Source organism: Aquimarina sp. AWH4_224, from assembly GCF_056160245.1.
Window position 1 is genome coordinate 294,634 of the sequence record NZ_JBSWWU010000004.1, and the last position, 19,303, is coordinate 313,936.

Below are 19,303 nucleotides of genomic sequence, written 5' to 3' on the forward strand. Positions count from 1 at the left end.
TATAGAATTTATGATTGACAACCCTAGGTTAAAATCTAATCTTAATATCACAAAAATTGATCAGAAATTACTTCATGTAATTTCTGATCATGATATTATTACCTTATCTGATCCATTAGAAATAGATGTTTTAGAAGAAATAGGAAAGGGTAAATTTTCTACCCAGGAACTTGCTCAAAACTTTTTGGATCGGTCAGATTTCATTTCAATTTTTAAAATTATATCCTCTTTCGAATGGAAAGGATTTATCAGAGAAGGTGATTCCTCTTTTTCAAGCGAACAAACAGCGTATTGGGAGCAATTGGGCTTTGATGTAGAAAGGCTAAAAAAAGTATTGTCAGAAAAATCAATTCAAATCCATACCGTAGGGAACGTTGATGATACTGTTTTAAAAAACATCTGCGGCGAAACAGGAATACGAATTAGTACGGATCCATCTTCAATTACTATTGTAATAACGGATGATTACAGTCATAACTCCTTAAAAGAACTCAACAAGAAGTTTATAAAAGAGAAGAAAACATGGTTAATGGTTCAACCCACAGGTGTTGAAACTATGATAGGCCCAATTTTTGTTCCAGGTCAAACAGCATGTTGGGAATGCTTGCATCATAGGTTGATGATTAACCAACCGTTTAAGCAGTTTTATAAATCAACAGGGTATAACGAGGAGGATCAAATACGTCCCGAACACCCTATTTCTAATCGTATTACCAGTAATATGGTAGCTATGGAAATCATACAATGGTTATACGAAGAAAAAAATCACAAACTGGAAGGAAAAATTGTTTCGTTTGATACAAAAACGATGCAAAGTACACTCCATACAGTCACCAAACGACCACAGTGTAAAGCATGTGGTGATGAACATATTTTTAAGAAAAAGACCACTCCAATTACTATTGATGCAGCGACAACTATTAGCAATACTTTGGGAGGTTATAGAACCGTTCCAGCCGAAGAAACATTTAAAAAATATAAGCATCATATAAGTAATATCACAGGAGTAGTGCCCAAGGTATCACCATACCATAAAAAGGAAGGTACACCTATATTCAATTTTGCCTCTGGTCGTAACAGAGCATTACAAAGCACTTCATTATTTTGGCTCAACCATCATTTGCGAAGTGGAAATGGAGGTAAAGGAAAAAATAGTAGTCAAGCAAAAACAGGAGCACTTTGCGAAGCTATCGAACGCTACAGTTTGATGTATCATGGTGATGAATATAGCTTTATGGCGTCTTATGAGGATCTAGAGGATGCTATTTTGCCAAATGAATGCATGAATTTTAGTGAAGCGCAATTTGAGAACAGAGAAGAAATTAACAAGAATACTTCCAAGTTTTATGCGTATGTTCCACAACCTTTTGATGGTAAAGAAAAAATGGAATGGACTTCTTTTTATTCTTTAACCCATCAAAAACATAAACACTTACCTTCATGTTTTAGCTATTCTCAATATCCGGCAGAAGACGAAAACAAACTGTACTCGTATCCCGACTCTAATGGTTGTGCTGCAGGAAATACTATAAAAGAAGCTATTTTACAAGGTTTTTTAGAACTGGTAGAAAGAGATGCTGCCGCTATTTGGTGGTATAACCGAATTAGAAGGCCCGAGGTAGATTTGTCGACTACAAAAAACCCTTATCTGCAAACGGTAAGTGAATATTACAGATCTTTAGACCGTACCATTTATGTTTTGGATATTACTTCTGACCTAAATATACCCACATTTGTGGCAATTTCATCCTTGATTAATGCTGAGAAAGGTGACATCATTTATGCGTTTGGTACACATGTAGATGCCAATATTGCCATAGAGAGAGCAGTAATAGAGTTAAATCAATTATTACCCATTGTTCAATCAGAAACCTATCTCACAAAGGACCCTGTTTTTATAGATTGGTTGAATACAGCAACTTTAGAAACAGATCAATATTTAAAGCCAACTACAACTCAAAAGAAGAATCTTCAGACAGATTACCCTGCCTTGTGCAATCCAGATTTAGAAAGCGCACTAAATTTTTGTATTCAAACGGCAAAAAGAAATGATCTGGAAGTGCTGTTTCTTGATTTGACAAAAGGGGATGTAGGTTTGCCCGTTGTAAAAGTAATAGCGCCGGGGCTGCGTCACTTCTGGAGAAGGACGGGACCAGGGAGACTATATGATGTACCCGTCAAAATGGGGTGGTTAGACAATAAATTGTCTGAAAGCCAACTCAATCCTAAAAGTATCTTTATTTAATCAACAACAACACATCTTATGATATTCAAATCATTCAACAATAAAACTTTTAAAAATACCCCATATTACGACAGATTACCAGAAGGAGAGCGAGAGGTTTTCGACATTTTATCTACTGTTTTTCATTTTAAGGCAAATAATTATGTTTTAGAACACCTGATTAACTGGGATGAGGTTCCAGAAGACCCAATTTATAAGTTGATTTTCCCAAGAAAGGAAATGTTAAGTGCTTTTGATTTTGAGCACCTAAAACAATTGTTTCAATTGGGTATGGATGCAAAAACCAGGAATAGTTTTGTACAAGCCGTCAGAAAAAAAATGCATCCAGAAGTAAAGCATGCCGATACTGGGTATCCCGAAATGGATGGCAAGATTATTACCGGAGCTTATAGAAATTTTCCAACCATATTAAACCTGTTTCCTGATCCTATGGTAAAGACTTGCCATGCGTATTGCTCTTATTGCTTCAGATGGGTGGCGTTTGATAATGTAGAAGCTCAAAAAAAGACTGCGTATAGAGATCCATACGATCCAATACCTTATTTAAAAGCTAATCCAGAAATTACCGATGTGTTATTTACTGGTGCAGATCCATTGGTGTTGACAGCATCAAAAATTAAAGAATATATAGATCCTGTTTTAGAAATAGAATCGGTACAAGTTATTCGTTTTAATTCTAAGGCATTAGCCTGGTGGCCATACCGATTTACTACCGATAAAGATGCTGAGCCATTATTAGAGCTCTTTGAATACATACAATCCAAAGGAAAACATTTGAACTTTTGTGCACATTTTACGCACGCAAGAGAGTTGGAAAATGAAGTGGTAAAAGAAGCTATCCAACGTATACGACAGACAGGAGCCGTGATACGTTGTCAAGGGCCCCTGGTAAAAGGTATTAATGATACTCCAGAGGATCTTATTGCGCTATGGAAACATCAAATAGCGAATGGTCTAGTGCCCTACTATCTGTTTGTAGAAGCAGATCATAATCCAGAATCGTGCTTTAGGGTACCTCTTGCAGAAGCACTTCGTGTTTTTCAGGAAGCTCAAAAGGAAACTAGTGGTCTGGCAAGAACAGTAAGAGGGCCGGTTTTTATGAATGACCTTAATCGAGTATTGTTGGATGGAGTAACCGAGCTTAACGGAGAAAAGTATTTTGTGCTTAAAAGTCTTCAATCTCCTCCCGAAACTGATGGAGAAGGAAAAATTAAATTGATCCCATACGACGAGCATACCAAGAGTGCCGGTGATCTGTTTGAATTATTCAAAGAAGAAAAGGTGCCGTTAGCGCAAATGCATTAGTGACTTAGAGAGTTTCTGAAAATAAAAAAGATATCAAAGAGCAGTAAATCAGGTGATTACTGCTCTTTTGTTTTGTGATGAAATATGATGAAATATTATTTTTTGCTAGCCCCACATATATTTGTCTTGTCAAACTAATTAAACGTATTAAAGAATAAAGCAGCATCAGATCAATCAATAATTCAGGGAGAACATAGGGAGAAATGATTTGATGCTAAATGAATGTCAAGAGGACGATGTTAGATGGCCAAGCTGTAGGATCAGGGGGTAGATTCTACAGCTTTTTTTTATAGCATTTTAGGAAGGTGAAATATGATGAAATATTATTTTTTATGAGCTCCACATATATTTGTCTTGTCAAACTAATTAAACGTATTAAAGAATAAAGTCGCATCAGATCAATCTATAATTAGGGAGAACATAGGGAGAAATGATTTGATGTGTGATGAGAGTTAAGAGGACGATGTTAGATGACTAAGCTGTAGAATCAGGGGGTAGATTCTACAGCTTTTTTTGTAGTGTTTGAGGATTATGAATTAAGTAATGAAATACGATGAAATATTATTTTTTGCTAGCCCCACATATATTTGTCTTGTCAAACTAATTAAACGTATTAAAGAATAAAGTTGCATCAGATCAATCTATAAATTAGGGAGAACATAGGGAGAAATGATTTGATGTACAATGAGTGTTAAGAGGACGATGTTAGATGACTAAGCTGTAGGATCAGGGGGTAGATGCTACAGCTTTTTTTTATAGCATTTTGGGGAGGTGAAATAAGCAGTGAAATATGATGAAATATTATTTTCTGAGCGATCGAGATATATTTGTTTCATCAAACAATAACAATTAAAAACATCTTTTAAAATGATAACTCAAGACACACAAAACTCGTATAGAAAAAGTATAGTGTTCGGGATATTGAAGGTATTTTTTGTGTTTACAAAATAAAATTAGCCAACATTAAAAAGAAAGTTATATCAAATCAATGAGCAAGGGAAAATTACAGGAAAACAAAATGATTTGATATTCATAAAGCCAAGTTTACAATCTAACATAATTGTGCTGTAGAATCTGGGGGGTATGGTTCTACAGCCCTTGGCATTTAAGGGAATTTCTAAAATCAGTTAAACTTCTAATGAAATACCATGAAATAGTTCTAGCCCTCATTATTCTATAATTTTATTCCATAATTAATTTACTACTTCATTATTAATCTAAAATTGAAAAGTATGTCATATCCTATTATCAATACAAGAACGCAAATAGTCAAATTGGGGAGTGGGCTATTTGGGAAACGTATAAAAACAACTTTACAGTTGGTACAACGTGGAGAGAATTGTTATGATATCCATTACTCAAGTCAGTTTAATAAAATGAGAACTGGGAAAATTGAAAACATGGAGATCCCAGTTAACAGCTACATTACTGCACAACTTAATGATGATCCTGATATAAGGATTGAAGTGTATAATTGTAGTACAGTAAATAAACATATTGCGATACATATAAAAATATGTGCAGACTTGGGAGCTTTTGGCACTAAAACGATTTATGATCAGGTTTTGGATAGCTACATCATACCGTCAAAAAATAAGACTATCGAACCGGGAAACATTTCCAAATATGTTATGAAAATTAGAAAACAACTAGGTTATACCCTGGTAGATCCATATTTATAGGCGGTAAATAAAAATAAAATAGAAGTAGATTTAGGTGGGAATACGTATTTCATATTAAGATTTCTGAAACTACATTTGATACATAATCTTAAAACTACTCTATAGATGAAAAATTACTTTTTTACCAGCGATCTTATTGAAAAACTTTGGGGCTTAAACAAAATGAATCATAATATTACCCAAATACTATTTCAGATTTTAAAAATACATCCCAAATTAATAATGGTTAAATCAACGAAGTAAAACACCTTCGTACTAGATGTAAATTCAATCGTCAAAATTCCCTTTTCGTGAATACCTACTAGCACTATTTATATTAATGAATAAGGTAGATTGAATACAATTAAAATCATTACAAATTGTTGATTAAAAATATATTATGAATAAGTTAGATGTATTAGAAGCAATTATTATTGAAGATGATTCCTGTCAGGTAGAGTTACTGAAACAGGTGATACGAAGAAATTGTCCAAATGTGGTGATAAAGACAGTTGCAAAATGTAAGAAAGGAGCTCTTAAAATCCTTAAACAAGGTAAATTCGATATTATCTTTTTGGATGTTAATTTGGGAGGTGATTGCGCTTTTGAATTATTTGAACATTTTCCTGAGCATCTTAAGGAAAAGGAATTAATAGTTATTTCTTCAGAAAAAGACTATGCATTAGAAGCGTTTAGCTATGCAGCAACAGATTATATACTTAAACCGATTATTGCCGAGGATGTAATTAAAGCGGTCGAAAAAGCACAGTCTAATTTAGAGCTTAAAAGGTCTTATACAAGAAAAGACGAAAAACCTGTCGCAGCAGATCCATTAAAAATTATAGCTATCTCGTGTCTCAACGAGGTGAAAATCATTAAGGTAGATGAGATTCTATATTTAAAATCAGATGGGAATTACACGGTTTTTCACACCAGTAATGGGGAGATGATCTTATCGAGTAAAAACCTGGGGAGCTACGAAAATTTACTACAGCACAACAACTTTTTTAGAACACATCACTCGTATTTGGTGAACATGAACTTTGTATCCAACGTACAGAAAAAGGATGGGGTATATTTAGAAATTGTAGATCAGCAGTTTTTGCCGGTATCAAAAAGAAGAATAGATTCTTTTTATCAATACTTAAGGATAAAGTAAAACCTATTTTTTCTGTAAAATAATGATCAAAAACCTTGTGTAAAGGAGTTTCGTTTATCAACGATTTCTTTATACAAGGTTTTGAGGTTTTGGGATGCATATTGTTGGTATCATATAGGGTGTTAGATTAGACGCTAAATCTTCTGTTTATCTTTTTTGGTTGATCAAGTTTACTATTATTCTTTTGCTTACTCTTCTGTTTGTACTTATCCCTAATAGGGCTGTTTTTTTGATTTAAAGGTTGGCAAAAAGCAGCTCTCATTCTTGGTTCATACTGTCGGCTTTTTTCCTGTTTCTCCTTTTTATTTTCAATAACACTATGGCTACGTTTTTTGTTTTTACCTTGTGCTTTTAATGGATTTGGAAGTATCTCAGGCTTTTGCTTGACATTTTTCTGCTTTTCAACTTCTTTATTTGGGTCAGGTTTTTGTACAATATTTTCTTCTTTCTTCTGGCTAGCATCTTCTTTTTGATGCTTTTCTTTTAAGGGCTCTTTTTGGTTTTGCCCTTGGTTTTTAACCGCTTTTTCTTTTTTCTCGACTTCTAATCGGTGCATCACATTTTCGGTAGTCATTTGTACGACGGGCTGCAAATGCTCTGGTACATCTTTAAAAGATGCTTCGAGCACTTCATCTAGTTGAGCTTTGCTGGGATCTGGGTGTTTCTCTACAAAGGCTATGATATTTTTTTCAATTTGTTCTATCACCGATGCTAATTCAACTTCAGATTCAATCTCTTCAGAAGTATCGTCTTTTGAGGAGTGTTTTTTATAAAATTTCCAAGCTGTATGAGGAGACTTAATGATTTGAAAAGAGAGTTTCAAAGCATCCATAATCAAACGTAAAGCAAGTTGTGCTTCCTGAGGCATAGCGTCTATGGCTTCCTCAAAGCTGATACGTTTGTTTTTTTCTTTCTCTTCCTGACCTTCTTTTTGTTGTTGTTTCTTGTCTTTGGACATGTTATTTCCTTTTTGAAGTTATTCTGATTTTTTTGAAGTTTGGAAGTATTCATATTTGAAATATCAAAACGAATACCTCCACTTCAACCAACCAAAATGAAATCATGTGCAACATGAATCCTTCGGTTTTATCACAATTTTTGAATATCCAGAGGGGATACTACCTATAGTTGTACTGTCTTCTTGTTATCCTTGCTCTGTTTTGGATCCTTCTGCGACTGCGCGTTTTGTAATTGAGATTTTTGAGAGTCGCTTAGTTGGCTTGATAAATTTACTGGCTTACTCATTCCCATAAGATTCGGTTTTTCATTTACCTTCTCTTTTTCTATTTTATCTTTTTGTAATGTTGTTTTCTCTATGTCTATTAGATCCTTGCACCTTTTCTCCCTTGCTTCATACCTTAGTTTGTTACCAGGCTTTTTCTTTACATATTTTTTGGTTACCTGTTCAATGGTCGTACTTAATTCATCTAATTTTTTTTCAAAATCAGGAGTGTCCTTATACTCTTTTATTTTGTCTTGTACATATTGATCAAGATATTTTGGCTTAATATCCTTACAGGATCCGATCGATTCAGCAAGTTTTGCTATGGTTTCAAGATCATTAGGGTCTACTTTTATATGTGGATTACGACTCCTATGAAAGTGAGTGCCCTGCTTTACATTCTGGTCATATTCAAAAGATCTCAACTCATTTAGTTCGGTCTCTTCGTTATATACCATTTCATTTTTAAATTCATAAGAATCACTTGTTCTTACTTCTTCTTTACCAATATTGAATTTGTTCTTATGATCTTGTGTGATGTGTCCATAGGTAATATCACCATTATCATGGTTGATTTGAAAATACACAGATGGATTTTTATCAATATCTCCGGTATATGCTACGATGTTTTCTGGTTTATAAAGTTCGTTTCCGTAGTCTTTTCCTTTTTTTGGCATTGTAATCGTTTTTTGAAGTTACTATTTATTGATGATGAAGTTTGGAAGTATTCATATTTGAAACATCAAAACGAATACCTCCTCTTCAACCAACCAAAATGAAATCATGTTGAACATGAAAACCTTGGTGTTATTCCTATACTTTAAGTGGTTTTTTTGTTTTCTGACTTTTGTTTTGACTACTAGAACTATCTAGTTGTGCTTTTTGATCACTACTAAGCTTAGCCGATTTATTTAAAGGCTCGCTAAAGTTTAATTTTGGTTTGTCTTTTTGACTCTGTTTGTTAATGTTGTCCTGAACCTTTTCAAACTCTTCTATTAAATCGTCTTCAAAAGCTTCCAGTTCGTTTTCGAGACGGACAATCGTCTTCGGTTTATGTCTGCGAATCTCTTGTAACTGATGATTGATCTCTTTTATTTCGTCTTTTAATTCGACTAATTGATTCTGCTGATCTTTAAGATCTTCTTGCTGGATGAATTCTAATTGCTCTTGTACATAATCTTTGGTATACATTTTCTTGATACCAGGATTATTTTCAATAGCTTTTGCTAGTTTGTCCTTGATCTTGTGATCATTTGGCAATACTTTTTTATGCGGATTTCTACTGGTATGGAATGATTTACCATTTACGTATTCTTTGGATACCAAATCTTCACCAACTACTTCGTTAACCAATTTATAGGTTTTGTTAGTGCTGATTTTTTCCTTTCCAATGTTTACTTTATCGTATTTATGAGCTTGGGTGATATGCCCATAAGTGATATCTCCGTTACTGTGTTCTTTTTGGAAGTAAACCGTAGGGTTGTCATCAATATTTCCTGTGTAAGCCACAATATTGTCTTTGGTGTAAAAATCTTCTTCGTAATTTTTTCTTTTGTCTGGCATGATATTTAAATTTTAAAGGTTATTACTTGATTTGATTGTATGTAACGTGTTAGAATTGTTGAGGAGTTATCTCTTAAAACTGAAACTTCTCTTTTTCTTAGTATTTGTAGATTTTTTATTGTCTTTTGATGTGTTATTTGATTTTTCTTTAGGTTTTTTGTCTTTGTTTTGTGCCCTGGAAAAAGAGGAAAGCGACCATTTTCTACCTGTTTTTGAAACTTTCTTTTCTTTTTTCGAGTTTTTGGATGCTTCCAGAGCGACTTTTTGTTCCTTTCGTACTTCAACTAACTTGAAGTATTCATTTCCTACTTTTCCTTTTAATTCACTTTTCATTTGAAGCAAATCCTTGGTGTGCTCAGGATAGGTGTCAACATATTGATCCATGATTTCTTCAAGCTCTTGGTTAAGATCGGCTAATTGCTCTATTTGATCTCCAATCTTAGGTTCCTGTTTGATAAAATCCATTTGTTCCTGGATATAATCGCGGGTATACATTTTTTTGCAGCCCTTGTGCTTTGTGATTGATTGTGCGAGCTCGTCCCTTATCAGATTATCGTTGGGACCTACTACGGTATGGGGGCCTCGACTGGGATGAATGATTTCTTTGTTCACTCTTTCAACAGAAATGTATTCGTTGTCGATAGTTTCGTTTTTCAGAGTATAGGTAGGATCAGACTCAACCATTTCCCTTCCAATATTAATTTTATCACGTTCGTGAGTCTGAGTAATATGTCCAAATTTGATATTACCATCCTCCATGATTTGTTTGAAATATACCGTTGGATTGTTGGTAAGATCCCCGGTATAGGCTACAATATTTTCAGGCTTATAAAAGTCACTCTCATATTCTAATCTTTCTTTTGGCATGTTGTACTAATTTTAAAGGTTACTATTAATTTTAATTACTATGTCATCTATAGAAATTGAAATGAAGAGTGGCTCCTGAAAAGATGAATGCATCTCCAGATAATTTCTATGTTTTTGATTTTTAATTAGTTATTTAGCTCTTGTGAAAAGGTTAACGATTAGCCGAAAATCTGGATAGAATCATATTCTTTTGACCCTGATTTTGATATTTTGGGTGCTGTCAATTGTTCCTAAATTAACTAAAATCTAGTTCTCTTACTCGTTTAAGGTCTCTTCTAATATCAATGGCAATGCGCAATTGTTCTTTTAGGTTTTTTCCTCCTTTTATGGCTTTCAGAACAAATGTTGGACTGGAGTGGTCTGCAGTGACCAAAACAATATTGGATAAGCCGAAAATTCTGAGAAAAAAAGGTTGTTCAAACGTAAGGTCTTTTACTCTGTATAGTTCTATTTCGTTAGTGGTTTTAGAGAAGATCCCTCGTTCTTCAATGATGCGTTGATCGGTTACTAGCAACTTATGAAGTCTTGTGTCATAATATTTCCATAAGGCGAGTATCAACCCCAATCCGAAAGCTGCGGTTAATGGTATACAACAAAGGTAAAACATGAAGTTTATCCATTGCGAGGGAACTCCTGCCCATAATTTTTTTTCTTCCATACTTCAATTTTTAACCTTAATTGATTAGTGTTTTTTATCTATTTCTTGGATTCAATAGGCTTTAGATCCAAATGATAGTTTTCTATAAGCAATCCATGTGGATTCTTATCGGTTCTGGAAACGTTGTGTAAAACAAATTTGGCTCTTAGCTCATTTATCGACTCTGTCTTTTGATCTGTTCTCAATACTCTTAATTTTCCGTAGAATATTCCCTGATAAGGCTTGACCTGATCATTCACTTGTATAGAATCTATAATGAGTTTTTGTTTCAGATTTTCTGTAGATATCTTGGCAAAATGTCCATTAGCATCTAGCGTTTTATAGAGTTGTTTCCCTGAGGTTCCTGCAAGGTATAATGCCTTGTCAATGTTTCTTTTGTAATTGAACTCATCTATCTCCCAAAATGCGGTATGAAACATCCTTACATGATTAAGAATTTCGGGCTTTCTATACGCGTCTATTTCGCTTACGTTCACGCCTTGCATTAAGGCTGCTTTTCCGTCTTTGGTAAGTACATAGGCCGTATCTCTAATACTCTGTGTTGTAAAAAAGGCCCAAGTAAGACTACCCAAAGAAACTAACGTAGAAATGATGAGTCCAAAGAGTAGCGATTTTTTTGCCAACGCAAAACTAGCTGGAATATCTTTTAATGATTTTAAATCCATTGTGTTTTCTTTTTAAGTTGAAGAATGTGTGCCGAGCTCAAGGACATGATTTATCCCGGCCGATAACCTCCCTGGGCTCAGCTATACATTCTTTACAGCGACATTGCAGGTCTTTTATTAAGACATTTTAATGGCTGTTGATTATTAAAATTTCAGTGTGTTAACTAATTATGGGGTAGTGGTTGCTGTTGCGTCTGGTAAGAAAATATTTGCTATCAAAGCCACCAATCCGAATATCGCTAATCCGATAATGAATCGAATAAAGTTTCTTTGTGCCTGTTCGTTACCTTGCATGTATTGAACGAAGATTAAAAAACCTCCGGCAAAAGAGAAGATCCCTACTACTGCATTAAGAATGGTTTTAATGTCTTCTCCCCAAGACGCTAGCTTGGTGTTTACATCATCGGTCTGGGCAAATAACGGTGCTATGTTAATGGCGATTAACAATACCGTTAACCATAGTTTTGAATGTTTAATTTCAAGTTTCATGTTGTTTAATTTTAAATTTTTAATATTAAATTTTGAAGTTTTCATTTTGTTGTTTGGTTAAAGTTTGACAATTATTTTATTCGTTATTTTTATAATTCTTGATTACTTGTTTTTGACCATCGATCTGATTTGCTGATCGATCCTAATACACTTTGTACTTGAGTTGTATTTTAATAAAGTGGTTAACTCTCCTTTTTGCGGGAATTTCTTATTTACATAGACATACATAGCGCCAATGGCAAGAAATATGAGTGATAACAAAAAGGACTTGAATATGGTAAATACAAATAGGAGTATAGATGCTACTATGATAACAATAGTCTGAAGGTCATACCCAGCTATTACCGGCTTTTTTTCTAATACTTTTGGTGTTTTATATTCCATGATAATTTGTTTTTTTAATGATTATTTCCCTCTTAATTTCTTATACATCGCCATGGCAGGTACAGTCATAAAACTAGCTGTAAAATTGCTTCCAGAATCACTACCAGCACTCACCAAAATGTTCGCGTATTTTGGAACTCTAAGCACTGCAATGATCATCACCACTTGTAAGCATATAGACATGAGTATCTGGGTAAAACCTCCCGATGCAGTATTATTATGAACTAATATTAAAATGGTTTTGAGAATGGTAAGAATAGGGATCCATAACAGGACAGCTAAAAAACCGAAAAACCATTTTTTCAATACATCTTGGTTGCCTGGGATTAAAGCTAATGGTAAGGCAAATACCCCGATGACAAAATAAATAGCTTTGTAAATAATCTGCCGCAGCATGATATATCCTGCAACTACAGATGCAATAAAAAAGATGATAAGGTGTAGTAGTTCTAAGAACGGATTGATTTGTAGCACGTCATAGACACCATCACCACTTCCGTCGGCATTACTATCCTGAATATGTGTGATACTTCCATTGTAACTGTCTTCAAATTCTTTAGCGTCACCCACTTTGGTTACATAATGAGCCGCATTTTCGGTCACATCGGCTATAATATCTGTAGGGCTAAATAAAAGAAGCTCTACTAGTGGTTTATACAGTACTAAGGCTACTAAGATTAAGATGGGCCTTACCAGAGTATATGGGTCCAAATTCCCCGATGGGTTGGCAAAGTAAGTGATTACTTTAGACCCTACTAAGATGATCATTAGTACGGCAGCTAAGCCATAAGCATAATCTATGATTTGATCTATATATTGGTATAACCCAAATAGGTTTTTATCTCCAACATTCCCTTCAAAAATAGCAGTCTGTAGACTGTTTATAATATCTGTTAAATCCATTTTTTTGTTTTTTGTTTATTCCCAATACGACATGATTATTATTCCAGAGTCCTCTCAATAGGATTGTGTTCTACTTTGCCAGGATCCTGGAAACCCCCATTAGATTTAATACGTCTTTATCTATCTGATGTACTTTTTCTCTAACTCTCATCATCCGAATTAATAATTTTAAGAAGGCGGTGTAGTTATATCCGGTTCCTCCGCTAAGGAGCAAACCACTTGAAATAACTTCTAACTCAGACTTTAATTTTTTATAGTATTCTTCTTGTTTTTCCAGATCAGCTTCGTGACGTTTAAGTCCATGCATGATACCAAAGGTGGCGTACTTTCTGGTCTTTATATTTGATTTTACTTTGTCTATTTTAGTACTTAAACTATTAGACATGATATACACCGCTCCATACACAGGAGAAGTTTTGAGATTACCCGTAACTCTTCTGTTTTTTGCATAAGTAGTTTCTTTGGTTTTTAGGTTTCTAACCTGTCTGCGTTGATCCTTCTTATTGTCTAATTCCACTCCTAGAAGCCCCGCAATAACTCCTTTTTCTGCAGCGACGACTACATCGGCTATAGATGAGGAGTGCGTTTGTGATTGAATGCTCATACACCAGCACAAACAGATGATTGTAACTATGCTAATATTCTTCATTGTGTAAAGTGATATTTAGTACGTTTTCTATGGTTGAGAGTATGAGATAAATACGTTCTCCTTCAGGAATTGGGTTGTCGGGATTTGCATAGTTTTCAATCCTCTTTTTTTCCCTATTTAGTTTAGTGCTATATCTTCTTCTTATAACAAGATTTCTAAAGGTATCTCCAGGATTTAGATTGAGTACAGGGTACTTTGTATGAATATATCCCATACTGTCATAAACATTATTACTAAAGGTTGTCCCATTTGCGAATCTTGCTATACTTCCTTTAGCTCTTAACTCAAACCAACGATTTAATGTTTTTAGTTCATCATATTGTTCTTTATACACCCTGCTAAGCCCTAGGATGAAAGGAGTGTTTGCAGTTAGTTTCCCGGTTAACTTATGATTTTCGCTATTGATGCTTTTATATCGGCTCTGAGAAAGGTTATCCGTCCAGCTTACATTCACGGTATGTGTAATAACCGCTTGTGACTTTGCCGAAAAGCTTAGCATAGCAAACAGTACATATATCAAAATTCTTTTCATGTCTTAGTTCTTTAATTCAGTGTCAGCGTTATTTTCGTCTTGTAATAAAATCAGTCAGTGCACTTTGTTCTACACTATCCTCAATCATATCGAGAAGTCGATGAATATTGAAAATAGATTCCATCGCATTTTGATATAGATTGAGCCTGTCTCCATATAGAATAATCAGCGAATTATTGTTGTCGAGTTCTCCTTGCAGATTATCGATCATCTGTTTTGCAGTCGCCAGGTTCTTGGTGTTTCTCTTTTTCTTGGTGTAATTAAAGAAAGCCATGGTGCTATTTCTATTGGTTAGTGTATTGTATCGTTTTCTAGCATTAGACATTTCCTCATCCAACTTGTCATTAACATAAAGAGCACCTGCTGCAGTAGGACCTGTTAGGTAAGCAAGTCGTTCATAGTATTTGTTTCTGTAATTGTTAATCTCAGAAGTTAATTTCTTCTCTTCAGACAGTAATGATCTGTATAAGTAATAGGCACCAACAGAACCTCCCATAGATCCTGGATCTGTTAGAAAAGGATATTCCTGTGCGGAAATGGTTAACCCTTTCAAAAGACAGATCACTATCGTTATTTTTTGTATAGCTTTCATTGCTGCAATGATTTGTTGATTACATTGATATTTAGAGTACGATGTTTGCTACCTTTAATGTTCCGGATAGCTCAGAGAAAGTAGCATAGTTAATAACCACTAATCCAAGGGCAGAAAAGAATAGAATCCTTCTGGCATCTTTATCGTATTTTGAAAACTCCTTTATGAGCTCACTTCGCAGTTGATAAATCTCTTGACGCTTAGAGGATTTAATTTTCGATTTATCTAAATACATTAAGGCAAGAAGAATAGCTCTGTCTTTAGAGAGGTTCTCAAAGTATTCTCTTTTCGTTCTTGTCATATACGGTAGTACAGCATACTTGGATACAGTAGTGCTGGCCAAAGAGGATACGATTGAAGCAGCTAGAGATGCCCCATCCTTTTCTTCATAGTTATGTTTTCGCTTGTAGTTTTCGTCCAACATTTTTTCCATATTCCTATTGGATTGTGATAGCAAAGAATTCTGGTATTCCATGATACCGTTTCTCGCTCCTACAGTGACTCCAAGCTCTACTAACTTTTGACGTGTTTTCTTGTCGTTATTGTTGAAATGTGTATGTACATGAACAAATTGTCCGAAACATGTTTGACTAATAAATAGTAGTCCGATGATTAATTTTAGTGTCCCTTTCATGATATTGTATTTTTGTTTTTTAATCCCCTGTGTGTTAGCTTTTGGATAATAATCGATACAGAATTTTCCGCTCTGCTTCCCGTTTCATTGCTTCAAGCTCTTTATATATGGTATTGGTGATACTCACATACTTCTCTTCAATTTGCTCCATAACCCCTACGTTTACCCTATTTTTGGTGGTCGTCAATAAGAGGTACAGTACCCTTTTATGAGCGTATATCAGATAGTTCTTTTTATTGTTGCAGGCACCTCTTGATTTAAACCCTATGTATCCATTACAGATATCATTATAATCATCATATTTGATAGTGATTCCTGGAGTAAAAAAATAGCGCTCTTTTGCAGCCATAATCGTTGCGGTGGGTGCTACAGTACTGGTATAGGCTGTAGTCGTTTTTGTCATTTGACGACCCCATTCTCTTACCTTATTTCTTTCGGTTCCTCTCATGAACATTCCTGGGAAATCCAGATATTGAGCCGATGAGGACATAGTGATAAAAAGACTTCCTATTACAATAAGTGCTCTCATTTTTTTGCTTTCAAGTTTTTAGATAATCTTTGGGCGTAATAATCGCTCTCTTGGGATATCGATACTTACTGATCTACCGCCATTTTCTTCAAAAATGTCTATGGCCAGTTTCTCGTTTTCATTCAACATGAACTTGTTAAACAGTAAGGTTACCGATTGTTCACCATGACCTATGATTTCAAAATTATCGGTACAGGTAAAGATTGGAGGAATGACACGTTCCTGATATAGATAATCCTTACTCATTCGTTTGCGTAGCTTGGTTCTAAACAGGATATTGTCGATATCGAAATCTAGTGTAGATTCGTTTTTTAACGCTATGCGAATGGCGATTTTCTCTTCGATGTAGTATATTCCTGAAACCTCTATTCTCAAATCCCCTTTTTTACCATCTTTAATGTTCATGATATTTCGGCTATGCCTTGCCAATTGAGTGCATAGCGATTCAAACTGATCTTCTTTTTCTTTTTCTTCCTCCTCTTCTTTTTTAAAGACAGATACTAAATGATCTGAGGCTTTAACTTTATAAGTCACAGATGGAGCAAAACGATCATATCCCAATGCGATAGAATAGTAACCTCCATCATCAGTGATCACGGTAAGGTTAGAGAGTTGGCTTCGGCTATCGATAAGTTCTTCTCCTATATGCTTTAACCGAATCATCTGTGGTAAAGTGTCTGCAACAAAATATGGAGATCCTATATCTACATACTTGATTTTTTTATCAAATAACAGATGTGTTGTTTTTACGTCAGAGACTAACAAAGTATCTTGTTTGTTGATAGGTACCAGATTATCCTGACCGTGAATTAAGCAGTGATTTGCTATAATCGTTAGTAGTATTAAAAAAATGCGTTTCATAATTGGTTGTCTTTTATGCTGTTCGTTTAAACTGTTTATTATCTTTCTACAAATTCTCGTAATGCCAATTGCATATTTTTCTTCTTGTTGTAGACATCGTATATGAATTTGTTTTCATCTGCGTTAGAGGAGTAGCAAGCATATCGCTCTGGTGATACGGTTACTTTGTATACATTGGATACACTACCCACTTTGATAAAAACTTCTCTTTTATCGGTAGAGAATAGTTTTTCAAGATCAGACTCACTGAAGGATAGATATTGTGCAAACTTATCCTTGGTGGCCATCTTCTTTTTATGAGAAAGAAGAATCATCGTATCTGTGTTGTTAATCATAGCTGGGCCTGCAGGAGTGTCTAAAATATCTTCAACATCTTGTGTTGCAATAGCTACTTCTCCGTAAAATTTCCTTACCGTCTTGTATAGGTATTTGATGAATTGTGCCATTTCTCCCTTAGAAATAGGTTTCCAGCACTCGTCTATAAATATGGATTTCTTGATCTCAGGGATTTTTCTGATTTTTCCCATGACCACATCTATACATAACATGGTAACCAGTGGGAATAAAACCGGGTGATCCTTGATGTTATCCATCTCAAATACTATAAATCGTTCTTGTACCAAATCGATCTGATCTTTGGAGTTGAGTATTTGACTGTATTTCCCATCATGAAAATCTCTTAGTGACAACTGGAAACTCGTTTTGTCGAAGTACTTCTCCTCATTATCCATTACCGAATGTTGATCTACAAACTCGTAGAAAGAAGACATACAAGGAAACTTGTCTTTATTAGATTCAAAACTTTCGTAGTAAGCGTCCAGATACAACCCGATAATTTGTTTTTCTTCTCTCATATGCGGATCATCACCTTTCCATAAAAACAAGATCAGAGAAGTAAGGAATACCTTTTTTTCGTTATCTATTTCACTTAAGCTCTGGAAGTAAAAAGGATTAAACTGTAGTGGCATATCCAAATCGTAGGCAAAATATTGACCGTTTACGAGTTGACACAATTTCTTATAGGAGTTACCGATATCGATCATTACGATATGATGTCCTTGCTCATAGTACTGGCTGGCGATATGATTGATCAGGAATGATTTTCCTGTACCCGAAGGACCAAAGATGAGTCGATTACGATTTACGATAAGTCCTCGTTTTAAGGGCTCATCCCATAAATCCAATCGTACAGGAGCCCCGTTTTTACGGTCGGTTAATAAAATTCCGTTGGTATTTCCTTCATAATAGCTCTCGAAATTCAGGAATACTGGGGTTTGCTCAGAAATCCCGATGAATTTGTAGTTTTCTGGAATGTAAACCGAAGCACCAGGAGCATTATTAATGTATAAATCTTTTAAGGCGTATTTTATTTGGTATGGAGTAATCCCTAATTCTTTAAAGGAATTCTCTAACTGGTTTTTATGGTTTTCTAGTTTTTCTTCAGAAGTATCCCAAAGAATGATATTGAAATGTTGGTTTACGAATTTCAACTCTTTCTCAATCACCGTACTTACCAATTCATCAATTTGATCATAGGTAACTTCATTTTCTTTGGATAAAATGGCTAAACTTTTAAACTGGTTGAGTTTGGTCTTTAATTTTGAAAAAATACTGTCAGAGCTACTGATGTAGATCACCTGGTTATAAATATGATTACATTCTAATCCTAGACATACTGGTTGGATAAAAGGAATCTGAAAATTTGTTTTCTGGGTAGAGAAATCGATATTCTTTTTCGTCGTCTCTATGGTAAGCGGTAATTGATCGTATGAAGTTATGGCATACATTTCTCCTACTTTATTACCTACCTGAAGCTTTTTATCAAAGAAGATATCTTGCAATGCTTGATTCCCTTTTGGAGATAATGAAAAATACTTTCCGATAACCTCCAGCATACAATCGGTTTTCATCTTTTCGACTTCAAAAAATTCTTCTTTGATCAGGAAAGAAATACTGGTAGTTACTGTTTTTAGAAAAGTATCTACTTCTTCCATATACTTCTCGTATTGTTTTGGACTACTGGTGATACTCATTTTCTTTTTAGAATCCTTGGTGATAAACAAGTAACACTCGTGACTTAGGGTGGGTTTCTCGTAGAAAAACTTGTTATCACTTCGGGATAGCATGTGCTCTCCTTTTGCAATAGCTTCTTTTACGGTATCGACAAAGAAATAATCTTGTTTTTGAATAATCGTATCTTCTGGTAAGGACCTGATGATTTTATCAAATAACTGATTGATCCTTTCGATAGCAGCCATATCCAGAGAATATATTTGTGGCAGTTTTAGCTTGTACCCAACGCTGATATCTCCCTTTTTTGATACGATTAGATCATTCTCTACAGCATATATCGGAAATACGGTATTTAGTGTGTCGTTTTTCATG

Annotated in this window: 20 protein-coding genes; 4 read left to right on the forward strand and 16 right to left on the reverse strand. The window is 34.7% G+C overall.

Annotated features, from left to right (window positions below):
- Positions 1–10: 10 nt before the first annotated feature.
- The 4 genes from ACXAGJ_RS10310 (at position 11) to ACXAGJ_RS10325 (ending at position 6,370) form a co-directional block, all read left to right on the forward strand.
- Positions 11–2,245: a TOMM precursor leader peptide-binding protein gene (locus ACXAGJ_RS10310; protein WP_474839518.1), complete on the forward strand. Its 2,235-nt coding sequence runs from the start codon at positions 11–13 to the stop codon at positions 2,243–2,245.
- 18 nt (positions 2,246–2,263) lie between these two features.
- The gene (locus ACXAGJ_RS10315) at positions 2,264–3,550 is read left to right on the forward strand and encodes a KamA family radical SAM protein (protein ID WP_474839520.1); all 1,287 of its coding nucleotides are present in this window, start codon (positions 2,264–2,266) and stop codon (positions 3,548–3,550) included.
- Between the two features lie 1,232 nt (positions 3,551–4,782).
- Positions 4,783–5,232: a hypothetical protein gene (locus ACXAGJ_RS10320; protein WP_474839522.1), complete on the forward strand. Its 450-nt coding sequence runs from the start codon at positions 4,783–4,785 to the stop codon at positions 5,230–5,232.
- Positions 5,233–5,611: 379 nt separating this feature from the next.
- The gene (locus ACXAGJ_RS10325; RefSeq protein WP_474839524.1) at positions 5,612–6,370 is read left to right on the forward strand and encodes a LytR/AlgR family response regulator transcription factor; all 759 of its coding nucleotides are present in this window, start codon (positions 5,612–5,614) and stop codon (positions 6,368–6,370) included.
- 127 nt (positions 6,371–6,497) lie between these two features.
- Here ACXAGJ_RS10325 and ACXAGJ_RS10330 read toward each other — a convergent pair whose 3' ends face one another.
- From ACXAGJ_RS10330 to ACXAGJ_RS10405, 16 genes are all read right to left on the reverse strand, one after another.
- A complete protein-coding gene (locus ACXAGJ_RS10330) occupies positions 6,498–7,328 on the reverse strand; it encodes a hypothetical protein (RefSeq protein ID WP_474839526.1) in 831 nt (276 codons plus the stop codon).
- A 164-nt stretch (positions 7,329–7,492) separates the two neighbouring features.
- Complete coding sequence (locus tag ACXAGJ_RS10335) at positions 7,493–8,269, reverse strand: hypothetical protein (RefSeq protein WP_474839528.1); 777 nt, start codon at positions 8,267–8,269, stop codon at positions 7,493–7,495.
- A 136-nt stretch (positions 8,270–8,405) separates the two neighbouring features.
- Complete coding sequence (locus ACXAGJ_RS10340) at positions 8,406–9,155, reverse strand: hypothetical protein (protein ID WP_474839530.1); 750 nt, start codon at positions 9,153–9,155, stop codon at positions 8,406–8,408.
- A gap of 66 nt (positions 9,156–9,221) precedes the next feature.
- A complete protein-coding gene (locus ACXAGJ_RS10345) occupies positions 9,222–10,022 on the reverse strand; it encodes a hypothetical protein (RefSeq protein WP_474839532.1) in 801 nt (266 codons plus the stop codon).
- A gap of 235 nt (positions 10,023–10,257) precedes the next feature.
- Positions 10,258–10,680 carry a PH domain-containing protein gene (locus ACXAGJ_RS10350; protein WP_474839534.1) on the reverse strand — a complete coding sequence of 141 codons (423 nt, stop codon included), beginning with the start codon at positions 10,678–10,680 and terminating at the stop codon, positions 10,258–10,260.
- A gap of 38 nt (positions 10,681–10,718) precedes the next feature.
- Complete coding sequence (locus ACXAGJ_RS10355) at positions 10,719–11,345, reverse strand: hypothetical protein (protein ID WP_473283278.1); 627 nt, start codon at positions 11,343–11,345, stop codon at positions 10,719–10,721.
- Positions 11,346–11,513: 168 nt separating this feature from the next.
- Positions 11,514–11,834 carry a hypothetical protein gene (locus ACXAGJ_RS10360; RefSeq protein ID WP_139242030.1) on the reverse strand — a complete coding sequence of 107 codons (321 nt, stop codon included), beginning with the start codon at positions 11,832–11,834 and terminating at the stop codon, positions 11,514–11,516.
- A gap of 102 nt (positions 11,835–11,936) precedes the next feature.
- Positions 11,937–12,218, reverse strand: coding sequence for a hypothetical protein (locus ACXAGJ_RS10365; RefSeq protein WP_073318049.1), 282 nt, complete (start codon positions 12,216–12,218; stop codon positions 11,937–11,939).
- A gap of 21 nt (positions 12,219–12,239) precedes the next feature.
- Complete coding sequence (locus ACXAGJ_RS10370; RefSeq protein WP_073318047.1) at positions 12,240–13,121, reverse strand: hypothetical protein; 882 nt, start codon at positions 13,119–13,121, stop codon at positions 12,240–12,242.
- 70 nt (positions 13,122–13,191) lie between these two features.
- Positions 13,192–13,725, reverse strand: a complete 534-nt coding sequence (locus ACXAGJ_RS10375) for a hypothetical protein (protein ID WP_474839538.1) — start codon at positions 13,723–13,725, stop codon at positions 13,192–13,194.
- 31 nt (positions 13,726–13,756) lie between these two features.
- Positions 13,757–14,302: a hypothetical protein gene (locus ACXAGJ_RS10380; RefSeq protein ID WP_474839540.1), complete on the reverse strand. Its 546-nt coding sequence runs from the start codon at positions 14,300–14,302 to the stop codon at positions 13,757–13,759.
- Between the two features lie 28 nt (positions 14,303–14,330).
- The gene (locus tag ACXAGJ_RS10385; protein ID WP_474839542.1) at positions 14,331–14,894 is read right to left on the reverse strand and encodes a hypothetical protein; all 564 of its coding nucleotides are present in this window, start codon (positions 14,892–14,894) and stop codon (positions 14,331–14,333) included.
- Between the two features lie 31 nt (positions 14,895–14,925).
- The gene (locus ACXAGJ_RS10390) at positions 14,926–15,528 is read right to left on the reverse strand and encodes a hypothetical protein (protein WP_473283270.1); all 603 of its coding nucleotides are present in this window, start codon (positions 15,526–15,528) and stop codon (positions 14,926–14,928) included.
- A gap of 34 nt (positions 15,529–15,562) precedes the next feature.
- Positions 15,563–16,057 (reverse strand): hypothetical protein, encoded by a 495-nt coding sequence (locus tag ACXAGJ_RS10395; protein ID WP_474839544.1) that lies wholly within the window; start codon positions 16,055–16,057, stop codon positions 15,563–15,565.
- A gap of 18 nt (positions 16,058–16,075) precedes the next feature.
- Complete coding sequence (locus ACXAGJ_RS10400; RefSeq protein WP_474839546.1) at positions 16,076–16,918, reverse strand: DUF4138 domain-containing protein; 843 nt, start codon at positions 16,916–16,918, stop codon at positions 16,076–16,078.
- Positions 16,919–16,956: 38 nt separating this feature from the next.
- Positions 16,957–19,302 (reverse strand): TraG family conjugative transposon ATPase, encoded by a 2,346-nt coding sequence (locus ACXAGJ_RS10405; protein ID WP_474839548.1) that lies wholly within the window; start codon positions 19,300–19,302, stop codon positions 16,957–16,959.
- Between the last annotated feature and the right edge of the window lies 1 nt (position 19,303).